24 protein-coding genes and 4 tRNA genes are annotated in these 22,928 nt (G+C 64.6%); 10 read left to right on the top strand and 18 right to left on the bottom strand.

Annotated features, from left to right (window positions below):
- Window positions 1–6: 6 nt before the first annotated feature.
- Both AUL32_RS15945 and AUL32_RS15950 read right to left on the bottom strand, forming a co-directional pair.
- Window positions 7–1,197: an amino acid ABC transporter permease gene (locus tag AUL32_RS15945; RefSeq protein ID WP_062116931.1), complete on the bottom strand. Its 1,191-nt coding sequence runs from the start codon at window positions 1,195–1,197 to the stop codon at window positions 7–9.
- Between the two features lie 74 nt (window positions 1,198–1,271).
- On the bottom strand, window positions 1,272–2,291 hold the full coding sequence (locus tag AUL32_RS15950; RefSeq protein ID WP_061976014.1) for an amino acid ABC transporter substrate-binding protein: 1,020 nt from the start codon (window positions 2,289–2,291) through the stop codon (window positions 1,272–1,274).
- Window positions 2,292–2,484: 193 nt separating this feature from the next.
- Here AUL32_RS15950 and metC point away from each other — a divergent pair, with 193 nt between their 5' ends.
- Window positions 2,485–3,666, top strand: a complete 1,182-nt coding sequence (gene metC, locus AUL32_RS15955) for a cystathionine beta-lyase (protein ID WP_062116766.1) — start codon at window positions 2,485–2,487, stop codon at window positions 3,664–3,666.
- A 5-nt stretch (window positions 3,667–3,671) separates the two neighbouring features.
- On the opposite strand, the gene AUL32_RS15960 is transcribed toward metC, so the two are convergent.
- Window positions 3,672–4,409, bottom strand: coding sequence for a pyridoxamine 5'-phosphate oxidase family protein (locus tag AUL32_RS15960; RefSeq protein WP_192847474.1), 738 nt, complete (start codon window positions 4,407–4,409; stop codon window positions 3,672–3,674).
- Between AUL32_RS15960 and AUL32_RS25285 the strand changes: the two genes are divergently transcribed.
- The gene (locus tag AUL32_RS25285) at window positions 4,381–4,533 is read left to right on the top strand and encodes a hypothetical protein (RefSeq protein WP_156421116.1); all 153 of its coding nucleotides are present in this window, start codon (window positions 4,381–4,383) and stop codon (window positions 4,531–4,533) included. The genes AUL32_RS15960 and AUL32_RS25285 overlap by 29 nt on opposite strands.
- Window positions 4,534–4,712: 179 nt before the next feature.
- Here the strand turns inward: AUL32_RS25285 and AUL32_RS15965 are convergent.
- The 5 genes from AUL32_RS15965 to AUL32_RS15985 form a co-directional block, all read right to left on the bottom strand.
- Window positions 4,713–4,788 (bottom strand) — tRNA-Arg (locus AUL32_RS15965).
- 36 nt (window positions 4,789–4,824) lie between these two features.
- Window positions 4,825–5,130: an ETC complex I subunit gene (locus AUL32_RS15970; protein WP_062116771.1), complete on the bottom strand. Its 306-nt coding sequence runs from the start codon at window positions 5,128–5,130 to the stop codon at window positions 4,825–4,827.
- A gap of 43 nt (window positions 5,131–5,173) precedes the next feature.
- Window positions 5,174–5,250 (bottom strand) — tRNA-Pro (locus tag AUL32_RS15975).
- Window positions 5,251–5,355: 105 nt separating this feature from the next.
- Window positions 5,356–5,829: a DUF192 domain-containing protein gene (locus tag AUL32_RS15980; protein ID WP_061976006.1), complete on the bottom strand. Its 474-nt coding sequence runs from the start codon at window positions 5,827–5,829 to the stop codon at window positions 5,356–5,358.
- A complete protein-coding gene (locus AUL32_RS15985; protein WP_061976005.1) occupies window positions 5,829–6,410 on the bottom strand; it encodes a cold-shock protein in 582 nt (193 codons plus the stop codon). The genes AUL32_RS15980 and AUL32_RS15985 overlap by 1 nt, the downstream gene beginning before the upstream one ends.
- A gap of 322 nt (window positions 6,411–6,732) precedes the next feature.
- On the opposite strand from AUL32_RS15985, the gene AUL32_RS15990 reads away from it, so the two are divergent.
- The 4 genes from AUL32_RS15990 to AUL32_RS16005 all read left to right on the top strand — a co-directional run bounded on the left by AUL32_RS15990 (window position 6,733) and on the right by AUL32_RS16005 (window position 8,795).
- A complete protein-coding gene (locus AUL32_RS15990; RefSeq protein WP_062116774.1) occupies window positions 6,733–7,173 on the top strand; it encodes a VOC family protein in 441 nt (146 codons plus the stop codon).
- Between the two features lie 188 nt (window positions 7,174–7,361).
- Window positions 7,362–8,438, top strand: coding sequence for a YcbK family protein (locus AUL32_RS15995; RefSeq protein ID WP_244497911.1), 1,077 nt, complete (start codon window positions 7,362–7,364; stop codon window positions 8,436–8,438).
- A gap of 69 nt (window positions 8,439–8,507) precedes the next feature.
- Window positions 8,508–8,582, top strand: a tRNA-Glu gene (locus AUL32_RS16000).
- Between the two features lie 138 nt (window positions 8,583–8,720).
- A tRNA-Glu gene (locus AUL32_RS16005) sits at window positions 8,721–8,795 on the top strand.
- 241 nt (window positions 8,796–9,036) lie between these two features.
- Here AUL32_RS16005 and recJ read toward each other — a convergent pair.
- The 5 genes from recJ to AUL32_RS16030 form a co-directional block, all read right to left on the bottom strand.
- The gene (gene recJ, locus AUL32_RS16010) at window positions 9,037–10,833 is read right to left on the bottom strand and encodes a single-stranded-DNA-specific exonuclease RecJ (RefSeq protein WP_062116780.1); all 1,797 of its coding nucleotides are present in this window, start codon (window positions 10,831–10,833) and stop codon (window positions 9,037–9,039) included.
- Between the two features lie 76 nt (window positions 10,834–10,909).
- Window positions 10,910–11,899 (bottom strand): class II fructose-bisphosphatase, encoded by a 990-nt coding sequence (gene glpX / locus AUL32_RS16015; RefSeq protein WP_061975970.1) that lies wholly within the window; start codon window positions 11,897–11,899, stop codon window positions 10,910–10,912.
- 86 nt (window positions 11,900–11,985) lie between these two features.
- A complete protein-coding gene (locus tag AUL32_RS16020; RefSeq protein ID WP_062116783.1) occupies window positions 11,986–13,290 on the bottom strand; it encodes a homoserine dehydrogenase in 1,305 nt (434 codons plus the stop codon).
- Between the two features lie 45 nt (window positions 13,291–13,335).
- Window positions 13,336–14,553 (bottom strand): LL-diaminopimelate aminotransferase, encoded by a 1,218-nt coding sequence (locus tag AUL32_RS16025; protein ID WP_061975966.1) that lies wholly within the window; start codon window positions 14,551–14,553, stop codon window positions 13,336–13,338.
- Between the two features lie 133 nt (window positions 14,554–14,686).
- Window positions 14,687–15,100 carry a hypothetical protein gene (locus AUL32_RS16030; RefSeq protein WP_156421486.1) on the bottom strand — a complete coding sequence of 138 codons (414 nt, stop codon included), beginning with the start codon at window positions 15,098–15,100 and terminating at the stop codon, window positions 14,687–14,689.
- A gap of 174 nt (window positions 15,101–15,274) precedes the next feature.
- Here AUL32_RS16030 and phaC point away from each other — a divergent pair, with 174 nt between their 5' ends.
- The 3 genes from phaC to radC all read left to right on the top strand — a co-directional run bounded on the left by phaC (window position 15,275) and on the right by radC (window position 18,873).
- Window positions 15,275–17,089, top strand: a complete 1,815-nt coding sequence (gene phaC / locus AUL32_RS16035) for a class I poly(R)-hydroxyalkanoic acid synthase (RefSeq protein ID WP_062116789.1) — start codon at window positions 15,275–15,277, stop codon at window positions 17,087–17,089.
- A 135-nt stretch (window positions 17,090–17,224) separates the two neighbouring features.
- A complete protein-coding gene (gene map, locus AUL32_RS16040; RefSeq protein WP_062116792.1) occupies window positions 17,225–18,076 on the top strand; it encodes a type I methionyl aminopeptidase in 852 nt (283 codons plus the stop codon).
- Window positions 18,077–18,087: 11 nt separating this feature from the next.
- Entirely contained in the window at window positions 18,088–18,873 is a 786-nt protein-coding gene (gene radC, locus AUL32_RS16045; RefSeq protein ID WP_062116794.1) for a RadC family protein, read from the top strand.
- Here the strand turns inward: radC and AUL32_RS16050 are convergent, their stop codons facing one another.
- Window positions 18,874–19,158 carry an usg protein gene (locus tag AUL32_RS16050; protein ID WP_082639331.1) on the bottom strand — a complete coding sequence of 95 codons (285 nt, stop codon included), beginning with the start codon at window positions 19,156–19,158 and terminating at the stop codon, window positions 18,874–18,876. It abuts the gene before it with no gap.
- A 270-nt stretch (window positions 19,159–19,428) separates the two neighbouring features.
- Here AUL32_RS16050 and AUL32_RS24580 point away from each other — a divergent pair, with 270 nt between their 5' ends.
- The gene (locus tag AUL32_RS24580) at window positions 19,429–19,602 is read left to right on the top strand and encodes a DUF2256 domain-containing protein (RefSeq protein ID WP_374700961.1); all 174 of its coding nucleotides are present in this window, start codon (window positions 19,429–19,431) and stop codon (window positions 19,600–19,602) included.
- Between the two features lie 19 nt (window positions 19,603–19,621).
- Here AUL32_RS24580 and AUL32_RS16055 read toward each other — a convergent pair whose 3' ends face one another.
- From AUL32_RS16055 to AUL32_RS16070, 4 genes are all read right to left on the bottom strand, one after another.
- On the bottom strand, window positions 19,622–21,259 hold the full coding sequence (locus AUL32_RS16055) for an NTP transferase domain-containing protein (protein WP_062116797.1): 1,638 nt from the start codon (window positions 21,257–21,259) through the stop codon (window positions 19,622–19,624).
- On the bottom strand, window positions 21,256–21,963 hold the full coding sequence (locus AUL32_RS16060) for an XdhC family protein (RefSeq protein ID WP_062116800.1): 708 nt from the start codon (window positions 21,961–21,963) through the stop codon (window positions 21,256–21,258). The genes AUL32_RS16055 and AUL32_RS16060 overlap by 4 nt, the downstream gene beginning before the upstream one ends.
- Entirely contained in the window at window positions 21,963–22,292 is a 330-nt protein-coding gene (locus AUL32_RS16065; RefSeq protein ID WP_062116803.1) for an XdhC family protein, read from the bottom strand. Before AUL32_RS16065 ends, AUL32_RS16060 begins: the two co-directional genes overlap by 1 nt.
- A gap of 12 nt (window positions 22,293–22,304) precedes the next feature.
- A partial coding sequence (locus AUL32_RS16070) for a vWA domain-containing protein (RefSeq protein WP_156421487.1) occupies window positions 22,305–22,928 on the bottom strand: 624 nt, incomplete at its 5' end.

Below are 22,928 nucleotides of genomic sequence, written 5' to 3' on the forward strand. Positions count from 1 at the left end.
CGACCCTCAGCGCTCGACCAGTTTCATGCGTCGATTGAACAGGTTCATCAGGATCGAGATGGCGATGCTGATGCCGAGATAGACGCTCATCCAGATGACGACGACCTCGATCGACTGGCCGGACTGGTTGAGAACCGTCGAGCCCACGGCGACGAGATCGGGATACCCGATGGCAAGACCCAGCGACGAGTTCTTGATCAGATTGAGATATTGCGAGGTCAGCGGGGGAATGATGACGCGGAAGGCCTGAGGCACGATCACCAGACGGAGCGAAAGCCCGCGCCGCAGCCCGAGCGCGGCGGCCGCCTCGGTCTGGCCTTTGGAGACGGAAAGGATGCCCGCGCGCACGATCTCGGCGATGAAGGCGCCGGTGTAGACCGAGAGCGCCAGAAAGATCGACAGGAATTCCGGCTTGATCTGAAAGCCACCGCTCAAGTTGAACGTGCCGCGCTGCGGAATGTCCAAGGTGGCGGGAAAGCCGGACGCCGCGAAGGCGAGGATCGGAAGCCCGACGATCAGAGCAAGCGCCGGCCAGAGCAGGCTCGGCCGACGCCCGGTCGCCTTCTGGCGCCGGCTGAAAACGCTGGACAGAACGAACGTCGCGACGAGGCCGACGCCGAGGGCGGCGAAGGTCAGCCAAGCTTCCGCGCCGAACTGCACGCTGGGCGTCTGCAGGCCGCGATTCGACAGAAAGGCGTCGAAGGGAAGCTCGATCGCCTGACGCGGCTGCGGCAGCAACGACAGGACGCCGAAATACCAGAATAGGATGACGAGCAGCGGCGGGATATTGCGGAACGTCTCGACATAGACCGTCGCAATTCCGCGCACCAAGGCGTTGTGCGACAGACGACCGATGCCCACGACGAAGCCGAGAATGGTGGCGAAGACGATGCCCGTGCCGGCGACGATCAGCGTGTTCGTCAGGCCGACGAGAATGGCCCTGCCATAGGTGGCGTTGTTCGTATAGGCGATCGGCACCTGAGAGATGTCGAAGCCGGACCGCGTCTGCAGGAAGCCGAAGCCCGAGGCGATGTTGGCGCTGCGAAGATTTTCGGCCGTGTTGCTGACGATCCACAAGACGAAAAGGGCGAGGCCCAGAACCAGCGCGACCTGGATGACGATGCTGCGCACGAGGGGATTGGTGAAGACCGAGTCGCGATCGCGACCCGCTGGCATCGTTCCGGTTTCGGCTGTCATGAGCATCCTTCGACGGGAAAGGAGAACCTGCCGCCGGACAAGCCGGCGGCAGGGGGTGAGACGTTAGCGGCGTCTTAGCGGACCGGAGGCGCGTACTGCAGGCCGCCCTTGGTCCAGAGCGCGTTCTGGCCGCGAGCGATGCCGAGCGGCGAGCCGGTGCCGACATTGCGCTCGAAAAGTTCGCCGTAGTTGCCGACCGCCTTCACGATCTTTACGACAAAGTCGTTGGTGAGGCCGGCATCGGCACCAAACGTGCCCTCGACGCCGAGAAGACGACGGATCTCCGGGTTGGTCGAGGCCTTCATCTCGTCCACATTGGCCTGGGTGATGCCGAGTTCTTCGGCGTTCAGCAGCGCGAAATGCGTCCACTTCACCACGTTGAACCACTGGCTGTCGCCCTGGCGCACGGCGGGGCCGAGCGGCTCCTTCGAGATGATCTCGGGTAGAACCAGATGGTCGTCCGGCGTGCCGAGTTCGAGGCGCGAGGCGTAGAGGCCGGACTGGTCGGTGGTCAGCACGTCGCAGCGGCCGCTGTCATAGGCCGAATTCACGTCGGACTGCGCCTCGATGACGACCGGGTTGTACTGCATGTTGTTGGCGGCGAAATAGTCCGCCAGGTTCAGCTCCGTGGTGGTGCCGCTCTGCACGCAGACCGTGGCGCCGGAAAGCTGGAGAGCGGAGTTCACGCCAAGCGACTTGCGGACCATGAAGCCCTGGCCGTCGTAGAAGTTCACGCCGGCAAAGGCGAGGCCGAGAGACGTGTCGCGGCTCATCGTCCAGGTCGTGTTGCGGGCGAGAACGTCGACCTCGTTGTTCTGAAGGGCCGGGAATCGCTGCACGGCTGAAAGCGGCGAATAGACGACCTTCGTCGCATCACCGAAAATGGCCGAGGCGATCGCCTTGCAATAATCGACGTCGAGGCCAGCCCACTCGCCCTTGTCGTTCTGGTATCCGAATCCGGGAAGCCCGGTGTTGACGCCGCAACGGACGGTTCCGCGTGCCTTGGTGTCGTCCAAGGTTCCGGCGGAAGCGCCAGTCGTCGCCACTCCCATGACTGAGAGGCAGAGCGCGGCGGCCAGAAGCTTCAGTTTCATCCCAATACCTTCGAATTGCGGGTTGAACGTTCGTTCGCCGCATGCCTGCGCAGCATGGGCAATCCAGTCGAGTTGCGAGCGAAAGGATCATGCCATAAAACTGCGCAGGTCAAGCATGTGGCAAAATTTTTCCCAAGGATTTGTTCGGCTTGACCAAATCCTCTCTTCAAAATGTTTTCAGAAAGCCCCGCGCGTGAGCAGTGAAACGGACGACAAACATAAGTTCCGAACCTCCACCCGTCTTCTTCACGCCGGCTACGACCCACACGTCTTCCATGGCTTTGTGAACCCGCCCGTCGTGCGGGCCTCAACCGTGCTGTTCCCGGATGCGGCGACGATGCGCCGGCGCGATCACACCTATCTTTATGGGCTGCGCGGCACGCCGACCACGGAGGCGCTGGAAGCCGCGCTCGACGATCTCGAGGGGTCGGCCGGCACGATTCTCGTGCCGTCGGGGCTTGCGGCGATCAGCGTGCCGCTTCTCGCCTTCCTTGGGCAAGGCGACCACTGTCTGGTGATCGACAGCGTCTATGGTCCGACCCGGCATTTCTGCGACACGATGCTTCGGCGCATGGGCGTCGAGATCGAATATTTCGACCCCGCGATCGGCGCCGGTCTGCGCGATCTCATGCGCGAGAATACGCGCGTCGTCTTTTTGGAAGCGCCGGGATCGAACACGTTCGAGATGATCGATATTGGGGAGATGGCCGACATCGCACGTGAAGGCGGCGCGGTTTCGATGATGGACAACACCTGGGCGACGCCGCTGTTTCTGCGCCCGCTGGATTTCGGCGTCGATCTGTCGATTCATGCACTCACCAAATATCCCGGCGGCCATTCCGACCTGATGCTCGGCAGCGTTTCGGCCAATGCCGCGACCTACAAGCGCCTACGCGATGCGCAGATGCAGATTGGCGTGAATGCCGCGCCGGACGACGCCTATCTCACGCTACGCGGTCTCAGAACGATGGAGGTGCGCCTACGCGCGCACGAGCGCGCCGCGCTCGATCTCGCCCAGTGGCTGGAAGCGCGGGCGGACGTGGCCCGGGTGCTTCACCCCGGCCTGCCCTCCTTCCCCGGACACGATCTTTGGCGACGGCAGTTCAAGGGCGCCAGCGGTCTCTTCTCGATCGTTCTGAACGGCGGCGGCCAACGCGAGGCGGAGGCATTCCTCGACGCTCTGCGCATTTTCGGCCTCGGTTATTCCTGGGGCGGTTTCGAGAGTCTGGCGCTGCATGTCGATCTTTCCGACCGGCTCTTCGCCAAGGGGCCAAGCGAGGGGCCGGTGATCCGCCTGCAGATCGGCTTGGAGGATGTCGAAGACCTGAGAGAGGATCTGGCGCGCGGCTTTGCCGCGGTCCAAGCTCTCGTCTAACGTCGTCAGGGCGCGATCCAGCGCTGGATCGCGCCCGTCGGTCGATAGACGATCTCGGCGCGCCGCTGCCCTTCGGGTTTAAGACGGAGCCAGTCGATCCGCTCGACCGTCAGCTGCGCCACCACGAAGTTTCGCCGGGCGGCATCTTCGGGAAGCGACGCGCCCAAGGCGTCAGGACTGTCCAATGGCAGGCCCGCCGCCGTCTGCGTGCCATAGGTTTTGCGCGCGCTCTCGCTCAAGGCTTCGAACCGTTCACGCGCGAGGTCCGTGCCCTCGGCGAACAACACGATCCGTCCCTCGGCGCGCACTTGAAGGCGCTCGGCCGGGTCCCAGACCAGTAACGTGGCGTGCGGGTCGGCCTGCAGTTGCTCGACCTTCGGGGAGCGGACATCCGTGTGGAACTCGAGCTGTCTCTCCTGCGCCTCGACGCCCCGCAGAACGACCATCCGCGCGTATCCACCGCCCTCCAGACCGGCGCTCGCCAGCATGAGCGTGCGAAACGGATCGTCTTTTTCGCTCAAGGCATGCTTCCAACGGCGCCAAACGGAGGTTCCGAGATCGTGAAGCACTTCGCCGTCCTTTTCCATCTCGCTCATCCTCTGTTCGTCGCCACCCAGGCGTTCGTCGATCGGCAGACAACGCAAATCGGAGCCTGCCTTGATCTTGCAACATACATGCTCTATTTCGCGCGCCTTCGATGAAAGGAGGTGAACGATGACCCAACACTCGCTGATGACCCGCAACGATATCGTCAAGCGCGAGGGCGAAGACGCCCGGTCGCGCCGTCGTAGCCGCAAGGACAACCCCTACCGTCCGGGAAGCGCCGACTGGCGTGCCTGGAGCGAAGGTTTTGGAGAGACGTTCTAACGTCCAGTCCCCCGAAACGTCACCTGGAGCACCGGCGCCCCTGCGCGCAGTTGCTTCAGGTGTGAGCGGAACCGCACTGGTCGTTATGGAAGGCCGGAGCAAACACCGTCGGCTTCCGCCAAACAAAAATTCGCCCCGTGCGAGACCCCACGTGGCGAAACAATCAATCGGAAAATAGGTGGCGACCCCGGCAGGATTCGAACCTGCGACCATCGGCTTAGAAGGCCGGTGCTCTATCCACTGAGCTACGGGGCCGGTTGGGCGCCGCAGGTCTTGCGGCGCTGGCGTGGCTCAATGCGTCCAGGGCGCGATGCGGTCGTAGCGGAAATTGTCGGAATAGGAGACCTTCGGGCGAACCGACACGTGCTCTTCTTCGACACGGTAGGGAATGCCGTAGCGATCGGCATAGGCGATGGCCTGTTCCTTCGTTTCGAAGGACAGCCGCACCTGCGACAGCATGTCGGACGACGACGTGTAGCCCATCAGAGGCTCAACGACCTTGGGTGCGGCGGGCTCGTACTGGAGCAGCCACTCCTTGGTCTTCGCCTTGCCGGACTGCATCGCCGTACGGGCGGGACGATAGATCCGGGCAACCATACAGAGATCTCCAATCAATCAAGCCAACCAGTCCCTCGAGACATGGTCGGAGCGGCAGGATTCGAACCTGCGACCCTCTGGTCCCAAACCAGATGCGCTACCAGACTGCGCTACGCTCCGAACGGCCCCGAACGACTGGAACAAGGTGGCATATGCCCTGCCGCACCCCTCGGGTCAAGCGAAGCCTTCGCGGCGAGCGCGCTTTCCCGGCGAAGCCCTCAACAATCAGTTTCGGCGAGGGATGATCGAATGCTCCAATCGGTCCCCCGGCGCCGCGCCGTAGCGCGCGGCCGCCCCACCGTTGATCTCGAGAACGTAGCGCACCGGGCCACCAGAGGAGATCAGATCGAGCGACAAGGGCTGCGCGTTCGCTCCGATTCGAACGATACGGCCCGTCTCGTCGAGAAACAGCATGTCGAGCGGAATCAGCGTGTTCTTCATCCACATATCGACCGGCCGCGCCTCGCCGAAGTCGAACAACATTCCGCTATCCTCGGCAAGGGTCTCGCGGTTCATCAAGCCGGTTTCGCGCGTGCTCGGGGTGTCCGCGATCTCGATCTCGATGGGAAACTGCCCCTTGCCCGTTACCAGCGTTGCCGTGGAGCCCGAGGAATGCGTCGTCCAGGCCAGGACGCCGGCAACGGCGACAGCCGCGAAACCTAGCACCGCGCCGGTTTGTCTGAGGGAGGATCGAGCCATCAGTCACCATCATTCATGGAAGCGTCGTCGACCGGGTAAATCTCGGCGGCCATCAGCCCCTTCGACCCCATGCCGAAGCGGACCATGACCAGCTGCCCCGGCCGAAGCTCGGTCATACCACAGCGGCGCAGCGTCTCCATATGGACGAAGATGTCCTCGGTTCCCTCGCCGCGCGAGATGAAGCCGTAACCTTTGGTCCGATTGAACCATTTGACGACGGCCTGCTCGCGGTCGCCCGTCGCCTCGACCTGCACATGTGTCCGCATCGGGCCGGTTTGCGAAAAGGGTTGCACCGCCGTGGAGGAATCCATCGAGAGGACGCGGGAGGCCTGCAGCCCCCGTTCGCCCCTTTGCACCTCGCAGACGACCCGCGCGCCTTCCAGAACGGTGGAATAGCCGTCGCGCCGCAGGCAGGTGACGTGGAGAAGAATGTCGTCCGACCCGTCGTCCGGCACGATGAAGCCGAAACCCTTGGCGACGTCGAACCACTTGATGCGGCCCTCGATCACGGGATGGCCGTCAGAGGCGGCGTCGAACGGCAAATCGCGTTCGGCTGTGCGAGATGAACCTTGCTCGGTCATACCCACCGCCGCTTCGCTCGCCCATACCCAACGCGCATTCCAAACCCCCGTCCAAACGATATGCGCCCGGCGGCCCTCACATCGATTCGCGGCTAACCGTCGTCCGAACTCACATTAAATATCAGAATAGATGGCGCGGTGATTTTGGGAATCCTCAAGCCGGCATTTTATGGATTTTGGACACGCCCTGGTCCAAATGCATCCGGTCACCCCTATCGAAACAAGGGGCGACAATGTTTGGAGACTGGGAACCTTTTCGCATAGCACTGGCCAAACAGTTCGTAAGCGCTACATCCCGGGAGCGTTTCTTCGGGGGAATTTCATGCGCTATCTGCACACCATGGTTCGCATCAGCGATATCGATCGCTCGCTCGAGTTCTATTGCAAGCACATGGGCATGACGGAGGTCCGCCGCAGCGAGAGCCAAGCGGGCCGCTTCACGTTGATCTTTCTAGCCGCCTCGGAGGATGTCGAGGCTGGGCGCGCCGACTCCGCGCCGCTTCTCGAGCTTACCTACAATTGGGACCCTGAAACCTATGGCGGCGGGCGGAACTTCGGGCATCTCGCCTACGAGGTGGACGACATCTACGAGACCTGCCAACGCCTGATGGACGCTGGAATTACCATTAACCGGCCGCCGCGCGACGGACGCATGGCCTTCGTGAAGTCGCCGGACGATATCTCCTTCGAGCTTTTGCAGAAGGGTGAGAGCAAGGCGCTCGCCGAACCTTGGGCGAGCATGGAGAACACCGGCTCCTGGTAAGGCTTGGGGCCAGTAGCCCTACTTGCGCCGTAGTGTTAAACATTTTGTAATGTGAGAGGGTGCGCCCGCCAGGGCGTTCGCATGGGGACTTGAGAAGCCTGCACGGTTTTTCGGCATCGATCCCGCCAGGGAACGATGCCGAACTTTAACGCGTCGACCGTGCGGCGCTCCAGAGGGTGGACTAGCGATTGACGACCACGAGTAATTGGCGGCGCGCACGCTGCGTATTGGTTGTCGCGGGCCTGGCAAGCGCATCGACGCTTCTGACCGGCTGCGTTTCGGCGGTGGACGAAAGCTCCGCCTTCGGGTTTTCCAATCCGCCCAAACCCAACGAGGCGAAGGGCGGCCCGTCGATCGCCGAGGTGATCGCGTCAGACGGCAAAGTCGCCGAGCAGGCCGAGGCGCCCGCCGCAAAGGATGGCGGCGAGGCTCGGGAACCATCCAAGGGCGAAGCGCTCAAGGCCGTCGCCTCCAGCGACGCCGCCCGCCGCATCGCCGAGGCCAGCAAGCCAGCGTCCAAGGACATGCTAGTCGCGGCGGCCAGCCGAGCCATCGAGCCGGGCAAGGCTCGCAGTCTTCTGACGCCGATGTCGGGACCGGCGGTCACCGCCTTCGCGCAGCCACAACGCGACGGGCGCGAGGCCGATCACTCGCTCTACGCCTCGCTTTATACGCAGGCCGAAGCCAAGGTGCCGCTGCGCAACGCGGAAGCCGGCAAGAGCCGACGCGTGATCGTGCACCAATCCGACAACGAGAAGCCCAAATCCGTCGACAACGGCCTGCCGGGCGTCGATCCCAAATCGCTTTTCGAGATCGGGCAGCGCGCCTCCGTCGATTCCGAACTGATCGACGATCTCGGCGACAGCTACCAGATGGCTTCGCTCAGCGGCATCGCCCGCCTCGCGCCGAGCGGTCTGATGATCCAGCGGCAGGATGTCGTCACCAACTGCTTCGACTCCAACCTCATGTCGCTCATCTCGCAGGTGGAAGCGCGCTTCCACCAGAAGGTGGTCATCACCTCCGGCTATCGCTCCCCTTCGCACAATCGCAGCGTGAACGGCGCGAAGGCGTCGCTGCACATGCAGTGCAAGGCGGCCGACCTTCATGTGCCGGGCGTCAATGGCCAGGAAGTCGCGCGCTTCGTACGCGCCCTGCCGATGCGCGGCGGCGTCGGAACCTACTGCCACACGGCTGCAATCCACATCGATGTCGGCCCGCGCCGGGACTGGAACTGGCCCTGCCGCAGCTCGCGCCGCGCCACCTGACATAAATCCTCTGCGAGCCCGAAATGGGCTTGCGACTCGCGAGAAGTCCTTTTATAGACCCGCTTGTCCGCGCCCATCGTCTATCGGTTAGGACGCCACCCTTTCACGGTGGAGAGAGGAGTTCGATTCTCCTTGGGCGTACCACTTCCTTTCCTCTTTTCTGAACCAGCTGCCTATAGCATTCGCTATGGAGCAGATCTTTTCGCGGTTTAAGTGATCTCCTCGAGTTCTGCGACAAAGGCTTGTCAGAACGGTCGAATCATCTTATAGACGCACTTGTCCGCGCCCATCGTCTATCGGTTAGGACGCCACCCTTTCACGGTGGAGAGAGGAGTTCGATTCTCCTTGGGCGTACCACTTCCTTTCCTTTTTTATATCTTCGAAGTCTACACGGATCGCCGTCATCGGCTTCGTTTGGACTGTAGCTGGACTACGTCTGCCTCCGCCCGATAGGTTTGCAATCGACTAAGTTCATCGAAGGATTTCGATCTCGAACAATCCGACGGACGACGCGCCTGCTGGATACGGCTCTCCCGTCTCGATCGCACTGAGGACAAGCGAGTTGAATGGCTGAGCCTTAAGGCTCTTCCGACGCCGTTCAGTCCTTCGGGATTGCGATGTCAACGACGCGCAGCGTGACCTTCTCTCGTCCGCCATAGCGATCCATCGCCAGCGTCCCCGCCGCATGGATCACCCGATCGCGCGAGGCGATCAAGGCCTCGCCGAGAGGCGTTCCCTCAGCGCGGAAGGCGATCGCGGAGACCTGGGCTCCATCCGCAGATTTCAGCGCGAGGCGGATGTGCCCGCCCGTCGCGACATGCGAGGCCTGGACGAGACGATGGCGCGGCAGCGCGAAGATCGGTGCGGCATGGCCGGCGCCGTAGGGGCCGGCCTTCTCCACCAGCGAATAGGTGTCCGGCGTGAAGGCCGAGGCGGACATGGCCGCGTCGATCGCAATGACTTCGCCCGCCATAAGGTTCGGCACGATCCGCTTGGCCTGCTCTTCAGCTAGCGCTCGGAAATCGCCCAACCGCTCGCGCTCGATCGTCAGCCCCGCCGCCATGGCGTGGCCTCCGCCCTTCACGAGCACGCCCGTTTCCACCGCGCGCCGCACGAAGCGCCCGATGTCGAAGCCCGGAATGGAGCGGCCCGAGCCGGTGCCGCGGCCGGTCGCGTCGAAGGATATGGCGAAGGCGGGCCGCGAGAAGCGCTCCTTCAGCCGCGCGGCCAGAAGACCGACAATGCCGGGATGCCAGTTCGCCCGCGCGGCGATCAAGACGGGCGGCCCGTCTCCGCTGCCGATCTCGGTGCGGATCTCGGCCTCCGCCTCGTCCAGCATCACGCGCTCCATCGCCTGACGCTCGGCGTTGAGGAGGTTGAGCTGCTCAGCGAGTTCCTTGGCTTCGAGATCGTCCGACGTCAGCAGCAGGCGCGTTCCAAGATTGGACTCGCCGATGCGCCCCCCGGCGTTGATGCGAGGGCCGAGGAGGAAGCCGAGATGGAACGTGTCGATCGGGCCAGACAGGCGCGCGACTTCTGCAAGCGCCTTCAGGCCCGGCTTGTGTAGATGGCGCATGGTGAGAAGGCCCTTCACCACCAGCGCACGATTGAACCCCTGTAAGGGCACGACATCGCAGACCGTCGCCAGCGCGACGAGATCGAGATCGTCCATCAGCGGCGGAAGCGGGGCATTGGCATAGCCGCGCTGGCGCAGGACGCGCGAAACGGCAGCGAGCGTGACGAACACCACGCCCGCCGCGCAGAGATGCCCCTGCCCCGACAGATCGTCCTGCCGGTTCGGATTGACGATGGAATGAGCCGGCGGCAGCAGACCGCCCGTCTGATGGTGATCCAGCACGACGCAATCGATATGCCGGGCGGCGACCGCCTCCAGCGCCTCGAAACTGCCCGTGCCGCAGTCCACCGTGACGACCAGAGTCGCGCCATCCTCCATCAGGTCTCGCATGGCGCGCGGATTGGGGCCATAGCCTTCCGTCATGCGATCGGGAATGCGGATCGCGGGCGTCAGGCCGAAATGCCGGAGATAGCGGGCGAGAAGGGCGGCGGAGGCCGCGCCGTCCACGTCATAGTCCCCGAAGATCGCGACCTTTTCCCGCCGTGCAATGGCGTCGGCTATCCGCTCGGCGGCGCGGTCCATATCCGTCAGCGTGGACGGGTCGGGCATGAGGTCGCGAAGCGTCGGATCAAGGAAGCGGGCCGCGCCCTCGGCATCCACGTCCCGCGCGGCCAGAACCCGTGCCACCATCTCGGGGATCGCATGAAGCTGAGCGATCCGTGACGCCGTCGCCTCCGCCCTCAGGTCGAGCGCGTGGACCCAGCGACGGCGGGAGGCCGACTGCTCGACCTGAAGAAAAGTCCGGATTTCGGTGGTCATGGGTCCTGAAAGGGGGCGCGGCCGCTAAATGCGGCTCCGCTCTGACTGAGCATGACGAGACGCTCGGCCGCTGGAGTTACAGCCCGAATTTCTCAAACTCGTAGTGACGGGCACGAATGTCGCGGATCGTGCGGCCTTGCTTGCGCATCACCAGCGTATGGGTCTCGATCCGCCCCTTGCGGAAGCGAACGCCGTCCAGAAGGTTGCCGTCTGTGACACCCGTCGCGGCAAAGACCACGTCGCCGCGCACCATGTCGTCTAGCCGGTAGATCCGGTCGGGATCACCGAGGCCGAGCTTTTCGGCACGGGTGCGCTTCTCACCGGTGTTAAGCTGGAGACGCCCCTCCATCTGCCCGCCCATGCAACGAAGCGCGGCCGCCGCCAGAACGCCCTCGGGCGCGCCGCCGATGCCCATATAGATGTCGATCCCGGTTTCCTTCGGATCGGTGGTCTGGATGACGCCGGCAATGTCGCCATCGCCGATCAGGCGGATCGCGGCGCCGGTTTCGCGGATCGTCTCGATCATCTTGGCGTGGCGCGGACGATCGAGAATGCAGGCGGTGATCTGGCCGACCGGCACGCCCTTGGCTTTCGCCAAAGCGTTGAGATTTTCGGCAGCGCTGCGGTTGAGGCTAACGATCCCTTCGGGAAAACCCGGGCCAACCGCGATCTTCTCCATATAGACGTCGGGCGCGTGCATCAGCCCGCCCTTGGTGGCGATGGCCAAGATCGTCAACGCACCGGGCAGGTTTTTGGCGCAGATCGTCGTACCCTCGAGAGGATCGAGCGCGACGTCCATCGGCGGCCCTCCGGCGCCGATCGTCTCTCCGATATAGAGCGAGGGAACCTGGTCCTTCTCGCCCTCGCCGACGACGATGGTGCCGTTAATCGACAGGGCTCCGAGCTCGCGCTTCATCGCCTCGACGGCCGCCCGGTCGGCGGCGCGCTCGTCTCCGCGCCCGCGCAGGGTCGCGGCGGCAACCGCTGCGCGCTCGGTGACGCGGGCGATCTCGATCGATAGAACGCGGTCGAGCGATTGCAAGCCTTCGTCCACTCGCTCCGGCATCGTTCTCATCCTCCGGCTTCGCGAACCCTCGCTTTCACCTGTTCCCGCTCGAGAAGCGGAGGCGAAAGCAAGGGCTCCGGCCTCGCTCAGTCCAAAGCCTCGATCCGCACCATGCGCGGCTCGCTCTTCAGGTGTCCATCCTTGGAAACCGCATCGAGCGCCTTGCGAACGGCCGCTTCGGTGGTCTCGTGCGTGATGAGGATCACCGGCGCGGCGTCCCGCTCCTCCTCGCCCTCGCGTTTGCGCTGGACGATGGATTCCAGGGAAATGTCGTTCTCGGCCATGCGACGCGCGATGGAGGCGAAGGCGCCCACGCGGTCGAGCACGCTGAGACGGATGTAGTAGCCGCCCTCGTGAGCCCGCATCCGAGCGCGCTTGTAGGGCGCCAGATGCGTCGGCTCGACGGCGAAGGTCGGAATCGCGATCCCGCGCGCGGCATCGAGCACGTCCGACAGGACGGCCGAAGCCGTGGCATTGCCGCCCGCACCGGGGCCGACGAGCAGGATGGAGCCGAGAAGATCGGTGTCGACCGCCACGGCGTTGGTCACGCCGTCGACCTGCGCCAGCGCCGAATGCGCCGGGATCATGGTCGGATGGACGCGCTGCTCGATGCCCGTTTCCGTCCGCTGGGCCACCGCCAGCAGTTTGATGCGATAGCCGAGATCGGCCGCCGCCTCGATATCCTCGGTGGTCACCGCCTCGATGCCCTCGATGAAGATCGATTCGAGATCGATCTCGCAGCCGAAGGCGAGCGAGGTTAGAAGCGCCAGTTTGTGCGCGGCGTCGAAGCCGCCGATATCGAAGGTCGGATCGGCCTCGGCATAGCCCAGCCGCTGCGCGTCGCGCAGACAGTCGTCGAAGGCGATGCCCTCGCGCTCCATGCGAGTCAGCATGTAGTTGCAGGTGCCGTTCAGGATGCCGTAGACGCGGCTGACCTTATTGCCCCGCAGCCCCTCGCGCATCGTCTTGATGATCGGGATGCCGCCGGCGGCGGCGGCCTCGAAGAAGATCGTCGTGCCCTTGCGCTGCGCGAGCTTGGCAAGCTGAACGCCGTGATGAGCGAGCAGCGCCTTGTTGGCGGTGACCACCGGAAGGCCGCGATTGAGCGCGGCCTTCACGCTGTCGAGCGCCACACCCTCTGCCCCGCCGACCAGTTCGACGAACAGGTCGATCTCGCCGTTCGTGGCGAGCGCCACGGGATCGTCGAACCATTGAACGCCCGACAGGTCCACGCCCCGGTCCTTGGTGCGATCCCGCGCGCTGACGGCGACGGTCTCGACCGGACGCCCGGCGCGCAGCGTATAGGCGTCCTTGTTCGTGGCGATCAGCCGGGCGAGCGAGGCGCCGACCGTACCGAGCCCGGCAATGCCGAGCCGCATCGGGCGATCCATGGTGTGTCCTTGGGGTGAGCTCTGCGAAAAGGGTTCGGGCGGCCGTTACCTCGCGGCGCCGGCTGCCGCCTTTTGGCCTTGATCCTGCTCCGTTGCAAGGAAGCGTCGCAGATTGCGCGCGGCCTGCCGGATGCGGTGTTCGTTCTCCACCAGGGCGATGCGCACGAAATCGTCGCCATACTCGCCGAAACCGACACCCGGCGCGACGGCGACATCGGCCTTTTCGATCAGCATCTTGGAGAACTCCACCGAGCCCATGTGCCGGTAGGGCTCGGGAATCTGAGCCCATGCGAACATGGTGGAGGACGGCGGCGGCACGTGGAAGCCGGCGCGGCCGAAGGATTCCACCAGCACGTTGCGCCGATGGCGATAGACACCGCGCACCTCTTCGATCGCCGCATCGCCGGCGTTGAGGGCGGCGGTCGCGGCCACCTGGATCGGCGTGAAGGCACCGTAGTCGAGATAGGATTTGACGCGTGCGAGCGCCGCGATCAGCCGCTCGTTGCCGACCGCAAAACCGACACGCCAGCCCGGCATGGAGAAAGTCTTCGACATGGAGGTGAACTCCACCGTCACGTCCATTGCGCCCGGCACTTCCAGGACGGACGGCGGCGGCGCGCCGTCGAAGAAGATCTCGGCATAGGCAAGATCGGACAGGATGATGATCTCGTGCTGCTTGGCGAATTTCACGACCTCGGCATAGAAGTCGAGCGTCGCCTCGTAGGCCGTCGGGTTGGACGGATAGTTCAGGATGATCGCGATGGGCTTGGGGATCGAGTGGCGCACGGCGCGGTCGATCGCCCGCAGGAAGTCCTCGTCCGGCTGCGCAGGGATGGAGCGGATCGTGCCGCCCGTCATCAGGAAGCCGAAGGCGTGGATGGGATAGGTCGGGTTCGGGCAGAGGACCACGTCGCCAGGCGCGGTGATCGCCTGCGCCATGTTGGCGAAGCCTTCCTTCGAGCCCAGAGTCGCAACGATCTGCGTGTCGGGATTGAGCTTCACGTTGAAGCGCCGCTCGTAATAGGCGGCCTGGGCGCGGCGAAGGCCGGCGATCCCCTTGGACGCGGAATAGCGGTGCGTGCGCGGATCGCGAATCGCCTCGCACAGCTTGTCGACGACGAATTTCGGCGTCGGCAGATCGGGGTTGCCCATCCCGAGGTCGATGATGTCTACGCCCCGGGCGCGCGCGGCCGCCTTCTTCTTGTTCACCTCTTCGAAGACGTAAGGCGGAAGGCGGCGGACTTTGTGAAACTCTTCGGTCATCGGATCTGCTTTCGAATCAGGACGGACTGCCGGAACCGCAACGCCATTCGTCTGGCGCGCGCCGGGGCTCATTCTTCTGTTGAGCGTCCGCTGAGGCCGGGCACATCGACCCTTCTCGGGGGTCGGCGGCGCTCTACTGCGCCCGGCTGCTGGCGGCGTCTCCCGCCGCCTCGCCCGTGCTTGCGGCGCGCAGCCGCGCCTCGGCCTCCGCCTGCTGCCTGGCCGCAAGCGTCTGCATCTCTCCCACACGGCTGCGATAGGCCGTGTCGGACGGCGGGACGGAACGCGCCTCGACATTCGCAAAACGGTCGCGAGTCGCCTGTACGTCCTCGTTGGAAACCTGCTGCGTCGCCGCCTTAGGATAAGCGCCGATCAATGGATATCCGTTCGCATCCATCCGCTGGGCCGAGGGGCCGGAATTCGGGGCCGTCGCCAGGCGCGGCAGGATGGTCGGCGTGTCGTCGCGCGGAAGCAGCGGCTGGCAGGCGGAGAGAGGCGCGCCGATAAGGGCGAGCGTCGCCACCAATCCCAAGCGTCTCTTCACCATGTGCCGCATCCTGATCCGATCCAGGCCTTCTTTACCTAAAGCTGTGCGGGTTGGGAATGGGTCGATTCCGGTCCGCTCTTGCTGCGCCGCCGCGACGAATTCCGCCCGCCAATCCATCCCTCCCGCTGAAAGCGGACCCAAATCATGCTTATGTCGCCCGCAGAAGGAGACCTCATGAACAGCACGCGGCCCGCCTCCCCGAACCCCGATGCCGATCCGTTCAAGGGTTATGCCGTGCGCGACCCGGAAGCCTTCGCGCGCAACGTCGCGCACATGCTGGAGCATCTGGGCAAGGCGGCTTCGGCCTGGGTCGAGCCGCGCGAGCGGGGCGAGGTGCGTGACGGGCCGATCAGCTATAGCGACGTGGTCTCGACCTTGTCGGAGGTCGGCGACTATTGGCTGAGCGACCCGCAGCGGGCCTTCCAGGCGCAGGCCAAGCTGATGTCCGGCTTCATGGGCGTCTGGGCCAATTCACTGGCGCGAGCCTCCGGCCAGCCGGTCGCCCCGCTGGCCAAGCCCGACAAGCGCTTCGCCGACGAGGACTGGCATCGCCATCCGCTCTTCGCCTTTCTGCGCGAGGGCTATGGTGTTCTAAACGACTGGTCGAGCGCTCTGGTGCGCGACGCCGACGGGCTCGACCCACACACCAAACACAAGGCGGCCTTCTACACACGCGTGATCCTCAACGCCCTGTCGCCGGCCAATTTCATCGCCACCAATCCCGAACTCTACCGCGAGACCATGGCGGAGAACGGCGAGAATCTGGTGCGCGGCATGCGCATGTTCGCTGAGGACATGGCGCGCGGCGAAGGCTTTTTGAAGCTGCGTCAGTCCTGCGAAGAGACCTTCCGGGTCGGTGAGAACGTAGCAACGACACCGGGCAAGGTGGTCGCCGAAAACGAGCTTTGCCAGATCATCCAATATGCACCGCTGACGGAGACGGTCGCCAAGCGACCGATCCTGATCTCCCCGCCCTGGATCAACCGTTTCTACATTCTCGACCTCAATACCGAAAAATCCTTGATCCGCTGGATGGTGGAGCAGGGTCACACGGTGTTCGTGATCTCCTGGGTCAATCCCGACGCGCGCCATGCGGACAAGGACTGGGGCGACTATATCGAGGAGGGGCTGGTCTTCGGCCTCGACACGGTGAAGGCCTCGACCGGCGAAGAGGATGTCAACGCCATCGGCTATTGCGTCGGCGGCACGCTTCTCAGCGCTGCGCTGGCCTATCTCAAGGCACGCGGCGACGAGCGCATCCGCTCCGCGACGCTGTTGACCACGCAGATCGACTTTCGCCATTCCGGCGATCTCAAGGTCTTCGTGGACGAGCAGCAGCTGGCCGAGCTCGAAAAGATCATGGAGCGCGGCTATCTCGAAGGCACGCGCATGGCGACGACTTTCAACCTTCTGCGCTCGGGCGAGCTGATCTGGCCCTATGTCGTCAGCAACTATCTGAAGGGCAAGGAGCCGGCGCCCTTCGACCTTCTCTTCTGGAACGCCGACGCCACGCGCATGGCCAAGACGAACCACCTCTTCTATCTCCGAGCCTGCTATTTCGAGAACCGGCTGGCGCGCGGCGAAATGGAGATCAAGGGTGTGCCGCTCGATCTCTCCACCGTCACCATTCCCGTCTACAATCTGGCGACCCGCGAGGATCATATCGCCCCGGCGATCAGCGTCTACGAGGGCAGCCTCGCGCTTGGCGGGCCCACCACCTATGTCGTGACGGCCTCGGGCCATATCGCCGGCGTCGTGAATCCGCCGGCCAAGCAGAAATACCGGTTCTGGACAGGCGCGGCCCCCGCCCGCGACATTCCTTACGACGACTGGTGGAAAACTGCCGAGGAAACGCCCGGCTCCTGGTGGCCACATTGGCAAGCCTGGATTTCCGCTCTGGGCGGAAGCGAGCAGGTGCCGGCGCGAGAGCCCGGCGGCAGCACGCTCGCGCCGATCGAGGACGCGCCGGGGCGCTACGTTCGCGGCTGACGCCGCGTCCGGCCGCCCAGGCGCTTCGCGCAAGGCGCGGCCCCTGGCGCTTTGGGGTTGAAGACCGTTCGCATCGATGCGACATCTGCATGCAAACGCCGCCCTCGCGCGGCCCATGGATTCCAGTGTTTCCCGATGACCATCTATCTTGAGGCCGAGGCCCAGCCCCTTCGCAACACCGGCTCGATCCGCCTCTACGGGGCGGAAGCCTTCGGGGGCATGCGCCGCGCCTGCCAGTTGACGGCAACCTGTCTCGACAGGCTGGCGGACATCGTGAAGCCGGGCGTGACCACGCAGGCGATCGACGATTTCGTCTTCGACTTCGCCTTGGATGCCGGCGCCCTTCCCGCGACGCTGAACTATCGCGGCTACATGAAGAGCGTCTGCACTTCGATCAATCATGTCGTCTGCCACGGCATTCCCAACGACAAGCCGCTGCGCGAGGGCGACATCGTCAATATCGACGTGACGCTGGTGGTGGACGGATTCTATGGCGACTCGTCGCGCATGTATCCGGTCGGCAAAGTGAAGCGCGCGTCCGAACGTCTGTGCGAGATCACCTATCGCTCGCTGGTTCTCGGCATCCGCGAGGTGAAGCCGGGCGGCCATATCGGCGATATCGGCGCGGCGATCCAGGATTATGCCGAAGGCGAGCGCTGCTCGGTGGTGCGGGATTTCTGCGGCCACGGCGTCGGCAAGCTGTTCCACGATTCGCCGAACATCCTGCATTATGGCCGGCGCGGCGAAGGCGCCGAAATGCGCCCCGGCATGATCTTCACCATCGAGCCGATGATCAATCTCGGCCGCCCGCATGTGAAGGTGCTGCCGGATGGCTGGACTGCCGTGACGCGCGACCGCAGCCTGACCGCGCAATACGAGCACACTGTGGGCGTGACCGAGGGCGGCTGCGAGGTCTTCACCTATTCTCCGGCCGGGATCGACATGCCGGGCTTCTCGGCCGATCGGCTGGCCGAAATTTCCGCCTGACGCCCGTCGCCATGCCGCCGCGCAAGGACCGCAAAGGGTTGAACGAAGCCGGCGGGTTCCTGTCGGCGGAACTGCTGCGGGGCGCCGAGCCGGTGGCCTCACCCGTTGCCAAGGCGACGCCCGAGCCCAAGCATCACGACGGCCATCGCGACCGGCTGCGGGACCGCTTCGCGGAAGCGGGTGCCGTTGCGCTGGCCGATTACGAACTTCTCGAACTCGTGCTCTTCCGCTCCATTCCCCGGCGCGACGTGAAGCCGATCGCGAAAGCCCTGCTCCAGCGCTTCGGCTCGCTGGAAGATGTCTTGAACGCGCCGACTCATCTCCTTCAGGAGATGGATGGCATGGGCCGCTCCTCGGCATTGGATCTTCGGATCGTCGCCGCGCTCCTTCAGCGCGCCATGCGCTCAGGCATCCGTTCGCGCGAGGTCCTGTCCTCATGGTCGGCGGTGATCGACTACTGCCATGCCGCGATGGCGCACGAGACGCGCGAGCAGTTCCGCGTTCTGTTCCTCGACAAGAAGAACACGCTGATCGCCGACGAAGTGCAGCAGACGGGGACGGTGGACCATACGCCGGTCTATCCCCGCGAAGTCATCCGCCGAGCGCTGGAGCTTTCCGCCTCGGCTCTCGTCCTCGTCCATAATCATCCATCGGGCGACCCGGCCCCGTCCAATGCCGACATCGAAATGACCAAGATCATCGTGGACACTTGCCGACCGCTCGGCATCGTGGTCCACGATCACCTCATCATCGGGCGCAACGGCCATACGAGCTTCAAGAGCCTTCGCCTGATGTAGTCAGTGCAGATGGCCGAGCTCGCGGACCATGCGGATTTCCTGCGGCCCAATCAACGACCGATGCGTTACGCGAACGGAATGGATGCGCGCTTCGATCTCCCGTTCCCAATGATCGAGAAAGCGGCGCAGGCGGGGGTAGTCGGGCGCCACATCCTCGAACTGCCAGGAGAAGGTCTGAAGGAAACTCGGATGATCCGGCATCCGGTAGAGGACCTCGGCAAAGGTCATTCCGTGGCCCGAAAGCATCTTGCAGAATTGCGGGTCGGGCATGCGTGCAGTCGGCATTTCGCATCCTTTCGCAGATGGCGCGGAACGGCGCCGAGAGAAAGGCTGCGCCTCCAAGCTTAAGGAAGCCTTGCGGTCTGCCTAGTGAAAGCGCCAGCCCAAAACGTGCGCAGACTGTGATCATCGACTTTTATGCGGCGTTAGAAGATCATTCTTCAAATCGCTGAAATTCCTATAGAATTCTTGTTCTCGTCGGACGGTCTTTTTCAGCAGAGACCGACGGTCCCTTGCTCATAATCTGATGGAAGCCATTTCCTTAACATGCCGAAAATGCGTGGAAAAAGCGACCTTCCATCCAAGTCTTGCGTGGAGTGCGGTCGTCCCATGGTCTGGCGCAAAGCCTGGGCAAAGACTTGGGATCAGGTTCTCTACTGCTCCGATCGCTGCCAGAAAGAGGCCGCCGCGAAACGGAAGATAGCCGGACGGCGCGACCTGCCCGATTGAATGGGAGGCGTCCGCAGCGTCAGGCTGATCCGCCATCGCTCGGCGGATTTGCCAAGATGCCGCCGGCTCTTGAAAGAAGTTCGGGCGTGTCGACGTCGAACGACGCGGCCGGGCCGATTTCGACCTCTCGCACGAGATCGCGATGCTGCTGCACGATGCCGCGCGCGCCGACATCGCCTTCAAGCGAGGCGACATCCGGTCGGAACCTCGACGACAGCACCACGGGATTGGCCCGTCGCCCGCCGTCGCAGGCAAGGACGATCGCCCCTTCGCCAAGGGGTCGAAAGGCGGAGATCAAGGCGTCGAGATGCTCGGCGGTCAGAAGCGGCTGGTCGGCCAGCATCACCAGAACGCCGTCCGCCTCGCCCGCCGCCTGTTCGAAGCCAAGCTTCAGCGAGGTCGACAGTCCGTCGGCGAACTGCGGGTTCTCGTGCAGAGCGACGTCGAGCCCCGCCAGCGTTGCTCGCAAGTCCGCTGCCTGATGGCCGAGCACGACATGCACCGCGCTCGCGTCTGCCCTGAGCGCCGTCTGGACGCTGCGGCGCAGGAGCGGAACGCCATCGAAGGTGGCGAGCAGCTTGTTCGGCCCGCCCATCCGGCTTGAACGCCCGGCCGCAAGCACCACGACGGCGACCGCAGGCTTGCGGTCTGGCGTCGGCAAGACATCGCGCGGCTGCGGGCGGGAGGCGATTTCCATGAGCAATCCTCCGACCCCAAAGCCGGTGATGTCGCGCGGCGTAACCGTGAGATCGGCGAGCAGTCGATCCAGAACCCAGTCGAAGCCGTTTTCGCGCGGGCTACGGGCACAGCCGGGCGCGCCGAGAAGGATCCGCTCGCCGAGATGGCCGAGCAGCAGGAGATTGCCGGGATCGACTGGCATGCCGAGATGATCGACCTGCCCGCCCGCGCCTCGAAGCGCCGCAGGCACCACATCGCCCTCGTCGATCACCGCCGACGCGCCGAAGACGATCGTCATCTTCTCCTCCGGGTGGCTCGCCGCGATCGCCGCAGCGAGTTCCCGCTCCGCGTGCCGCACACGCGTCTCGCGTACCAACCGAGAGCCGGAGCGTTCCAAGCGCTTGCGCAGCACCCGCGCCGTCTTGTCGAGGACGCTCGCCTTGGTCCCGTCCAGAATCGTCTGCACCAGCCCGATCGCACGCGGGCGGAACGGCGCGAGGGTGAAAGCGGGCTCGGCGGATAGGAGCGAAAGGACCTCGTCCAACGCGGCGCGCGGCACCGCCAAGGGGATGATCTTCACCGTCGCCACCATGCGCCCGGCCTCGACCGCGGCGAATTCACCGAGCGTCGCCAGCGTGATGCCGGGGTGAACCCGGTTGATCGCATCGACCACCGACCGACGCGGTAGGAACAGGCCGGCCTCGCCGGCAAAAAGGTTGGCCCGCCCCGTGGCGGCAGGTGCCGCGCCGATCTCGGCACTTGCCAGCCGCTCGGCCAGATCCGCCGCTGCCTCGTCCTCCGGCACGTCGCCCGAGTCCAGTTGCGCCACGACAAGGCTCGGCAAGCCGGCCTCCGCCAGCGCCGTGATGTCGCTCGCCGTCAGCCGCGTGCCCTTGGCAAGGTGCACGGCGCCGGCCCGCGTCGCATGGGCGAGAATGGCGCCTTCGGCGGAGGCAGTCTCGACTGGACCGAACCTCACGCAGGCTCCATCTCGCCGCGCCGCTCGGCATGCATCTTTCGCTTGCGAAACGCCGAGATGACCGAACCGAGAATCGCAACGGCGATTTCCGCCGGGGTCGAAGCCGATATGTCGAGGCCGATTGGCGCTTCGATACGCGCGATCCGATGTTCGGGTAGCCCGGCCGCGATCAGGCGCTCGACGCGCTTGGCATGGGTCTTCCGGCTCCCCAAGGCGCCGATGTAGAAGCACCCTGCCTTAACCGCCTCGATCAGGGGAAAGTCGTCGATCTTCGGGTCGTGCGTCACGGCGACGACGGCGCAATAGGAGTCCAACGGTCGATCCTTCAGCGCAAGGTCCGGCCACTCGGCGCGCAATTGAACGCCGGGAAAACGCTCGGGCGTGGCGAAGGCGGTGCGAGGGTCGATAATCTCCAAGTCGAAGCCGGAAATCGACGCCATGGGCGCCAGAGCTTGGGAGATATGGGCAGCACCGATCACCACGATGCGCGGCGGCGGCAGATGCACGTTGAGGAAGATCGTCTCCCCCAGCTTTCCTGACTTGCCGCTGCCGAGCGCCTTGGCGAGATCATCCGCCAGTTCGTCCGCCTCCACGTCCGCTTCGCGAACCAGCCGCTGGTGGCCCTGGGAGAGATCGGTGACGAGGACGCAGGCGCGGCGTGCGGCGCGCTCGGCATTCAGGGCATGAAGCAGGGACAGGTCCATCAGGCGAGCTTCTCGACATAGACGCAGATGCGCCCGCCGCAGGACAGGCCGACCCGCCAAGCGGTATCGTCCGCGACGCCGAACTCCAGCATGCGAGGCACCCCCGTCTCGATCACCTCGGCGGCTTCCGCGACGACCGCGCCCTCGACGCAGCCGCCGGAGACCGAGCCGGCGAAATCGCCCGCCGCATCGATCACGAGATGGCTGCCGACCGGACGGGGCGCCGAACCCCAGGTTTCAACCACGGTCGCGAGCGCGACGCCGCGCCCCTTTCGCGCCCAATCCTCGGCGACGTTCAACACGTCGGTTCGTCCCTGCAGGGTGTCCATCATCACTCTCCCTCAAGCCCCGGCCACATCCTGAAGCCAATCGCGCGGTGAACGCGGCGCCGGGCCGGCGCGCGCGCCAGACAAAGCCGCGCTCAGCGCTTCCAGCGAGGCGACCGAGTGGACCGGCCGGAACTCATCGACATGCGGCAGCATCGCTCTCATTCCCTTGGCCTTGGCGGCGAACCCGTCGAAACGCAGAAGCGGGTTCAGCCAGACGAGGCGCTTCGAAGAGAGATGGAGTCGCTTCATCTCGCGCTCAAGAAGCGTCGTGTCGTCCCGCTCCAATCCGTCGGTGATGAGAAGAACGGTGGCGGCTCCGGACAACACCCGGCGTGACCAGTCCTTGTTGAACAGCGCCAGCGCCTCGCCGATCCGCGTGCCGCCGGACCAGTCGCGAACGGCGGCCGCGCTGCGATCCACGGCCTCGTCCGGGTCTCGCCGCGACAATTCGCGTGTCACATTGGTCAGCCGCGTGCCGAACAGAAACGTGTGAACGCGCCGACGACGCGCCGTGACGGCGTGAAGGAAATGGAGAAACAGCCGGCTGTACTGGCTCATCGAGCCCGAGATATCGGCCAGCACGACGAGCGGCGGTGGCCGCCGCTGCGCGGTGCGCCAATGCGGGAGGAGAAGATC

The sequence above is a fragment of the Aureimonas sp. AU40 genome, from assembly GCF_001463785.1.
In the GTDB taxonomy this organism is placed as follows: Bacteria; Pseudomonadota; Alphaproteobacteria; order Rhizobiales; family Rhizobiaceae; genus Aureimonas.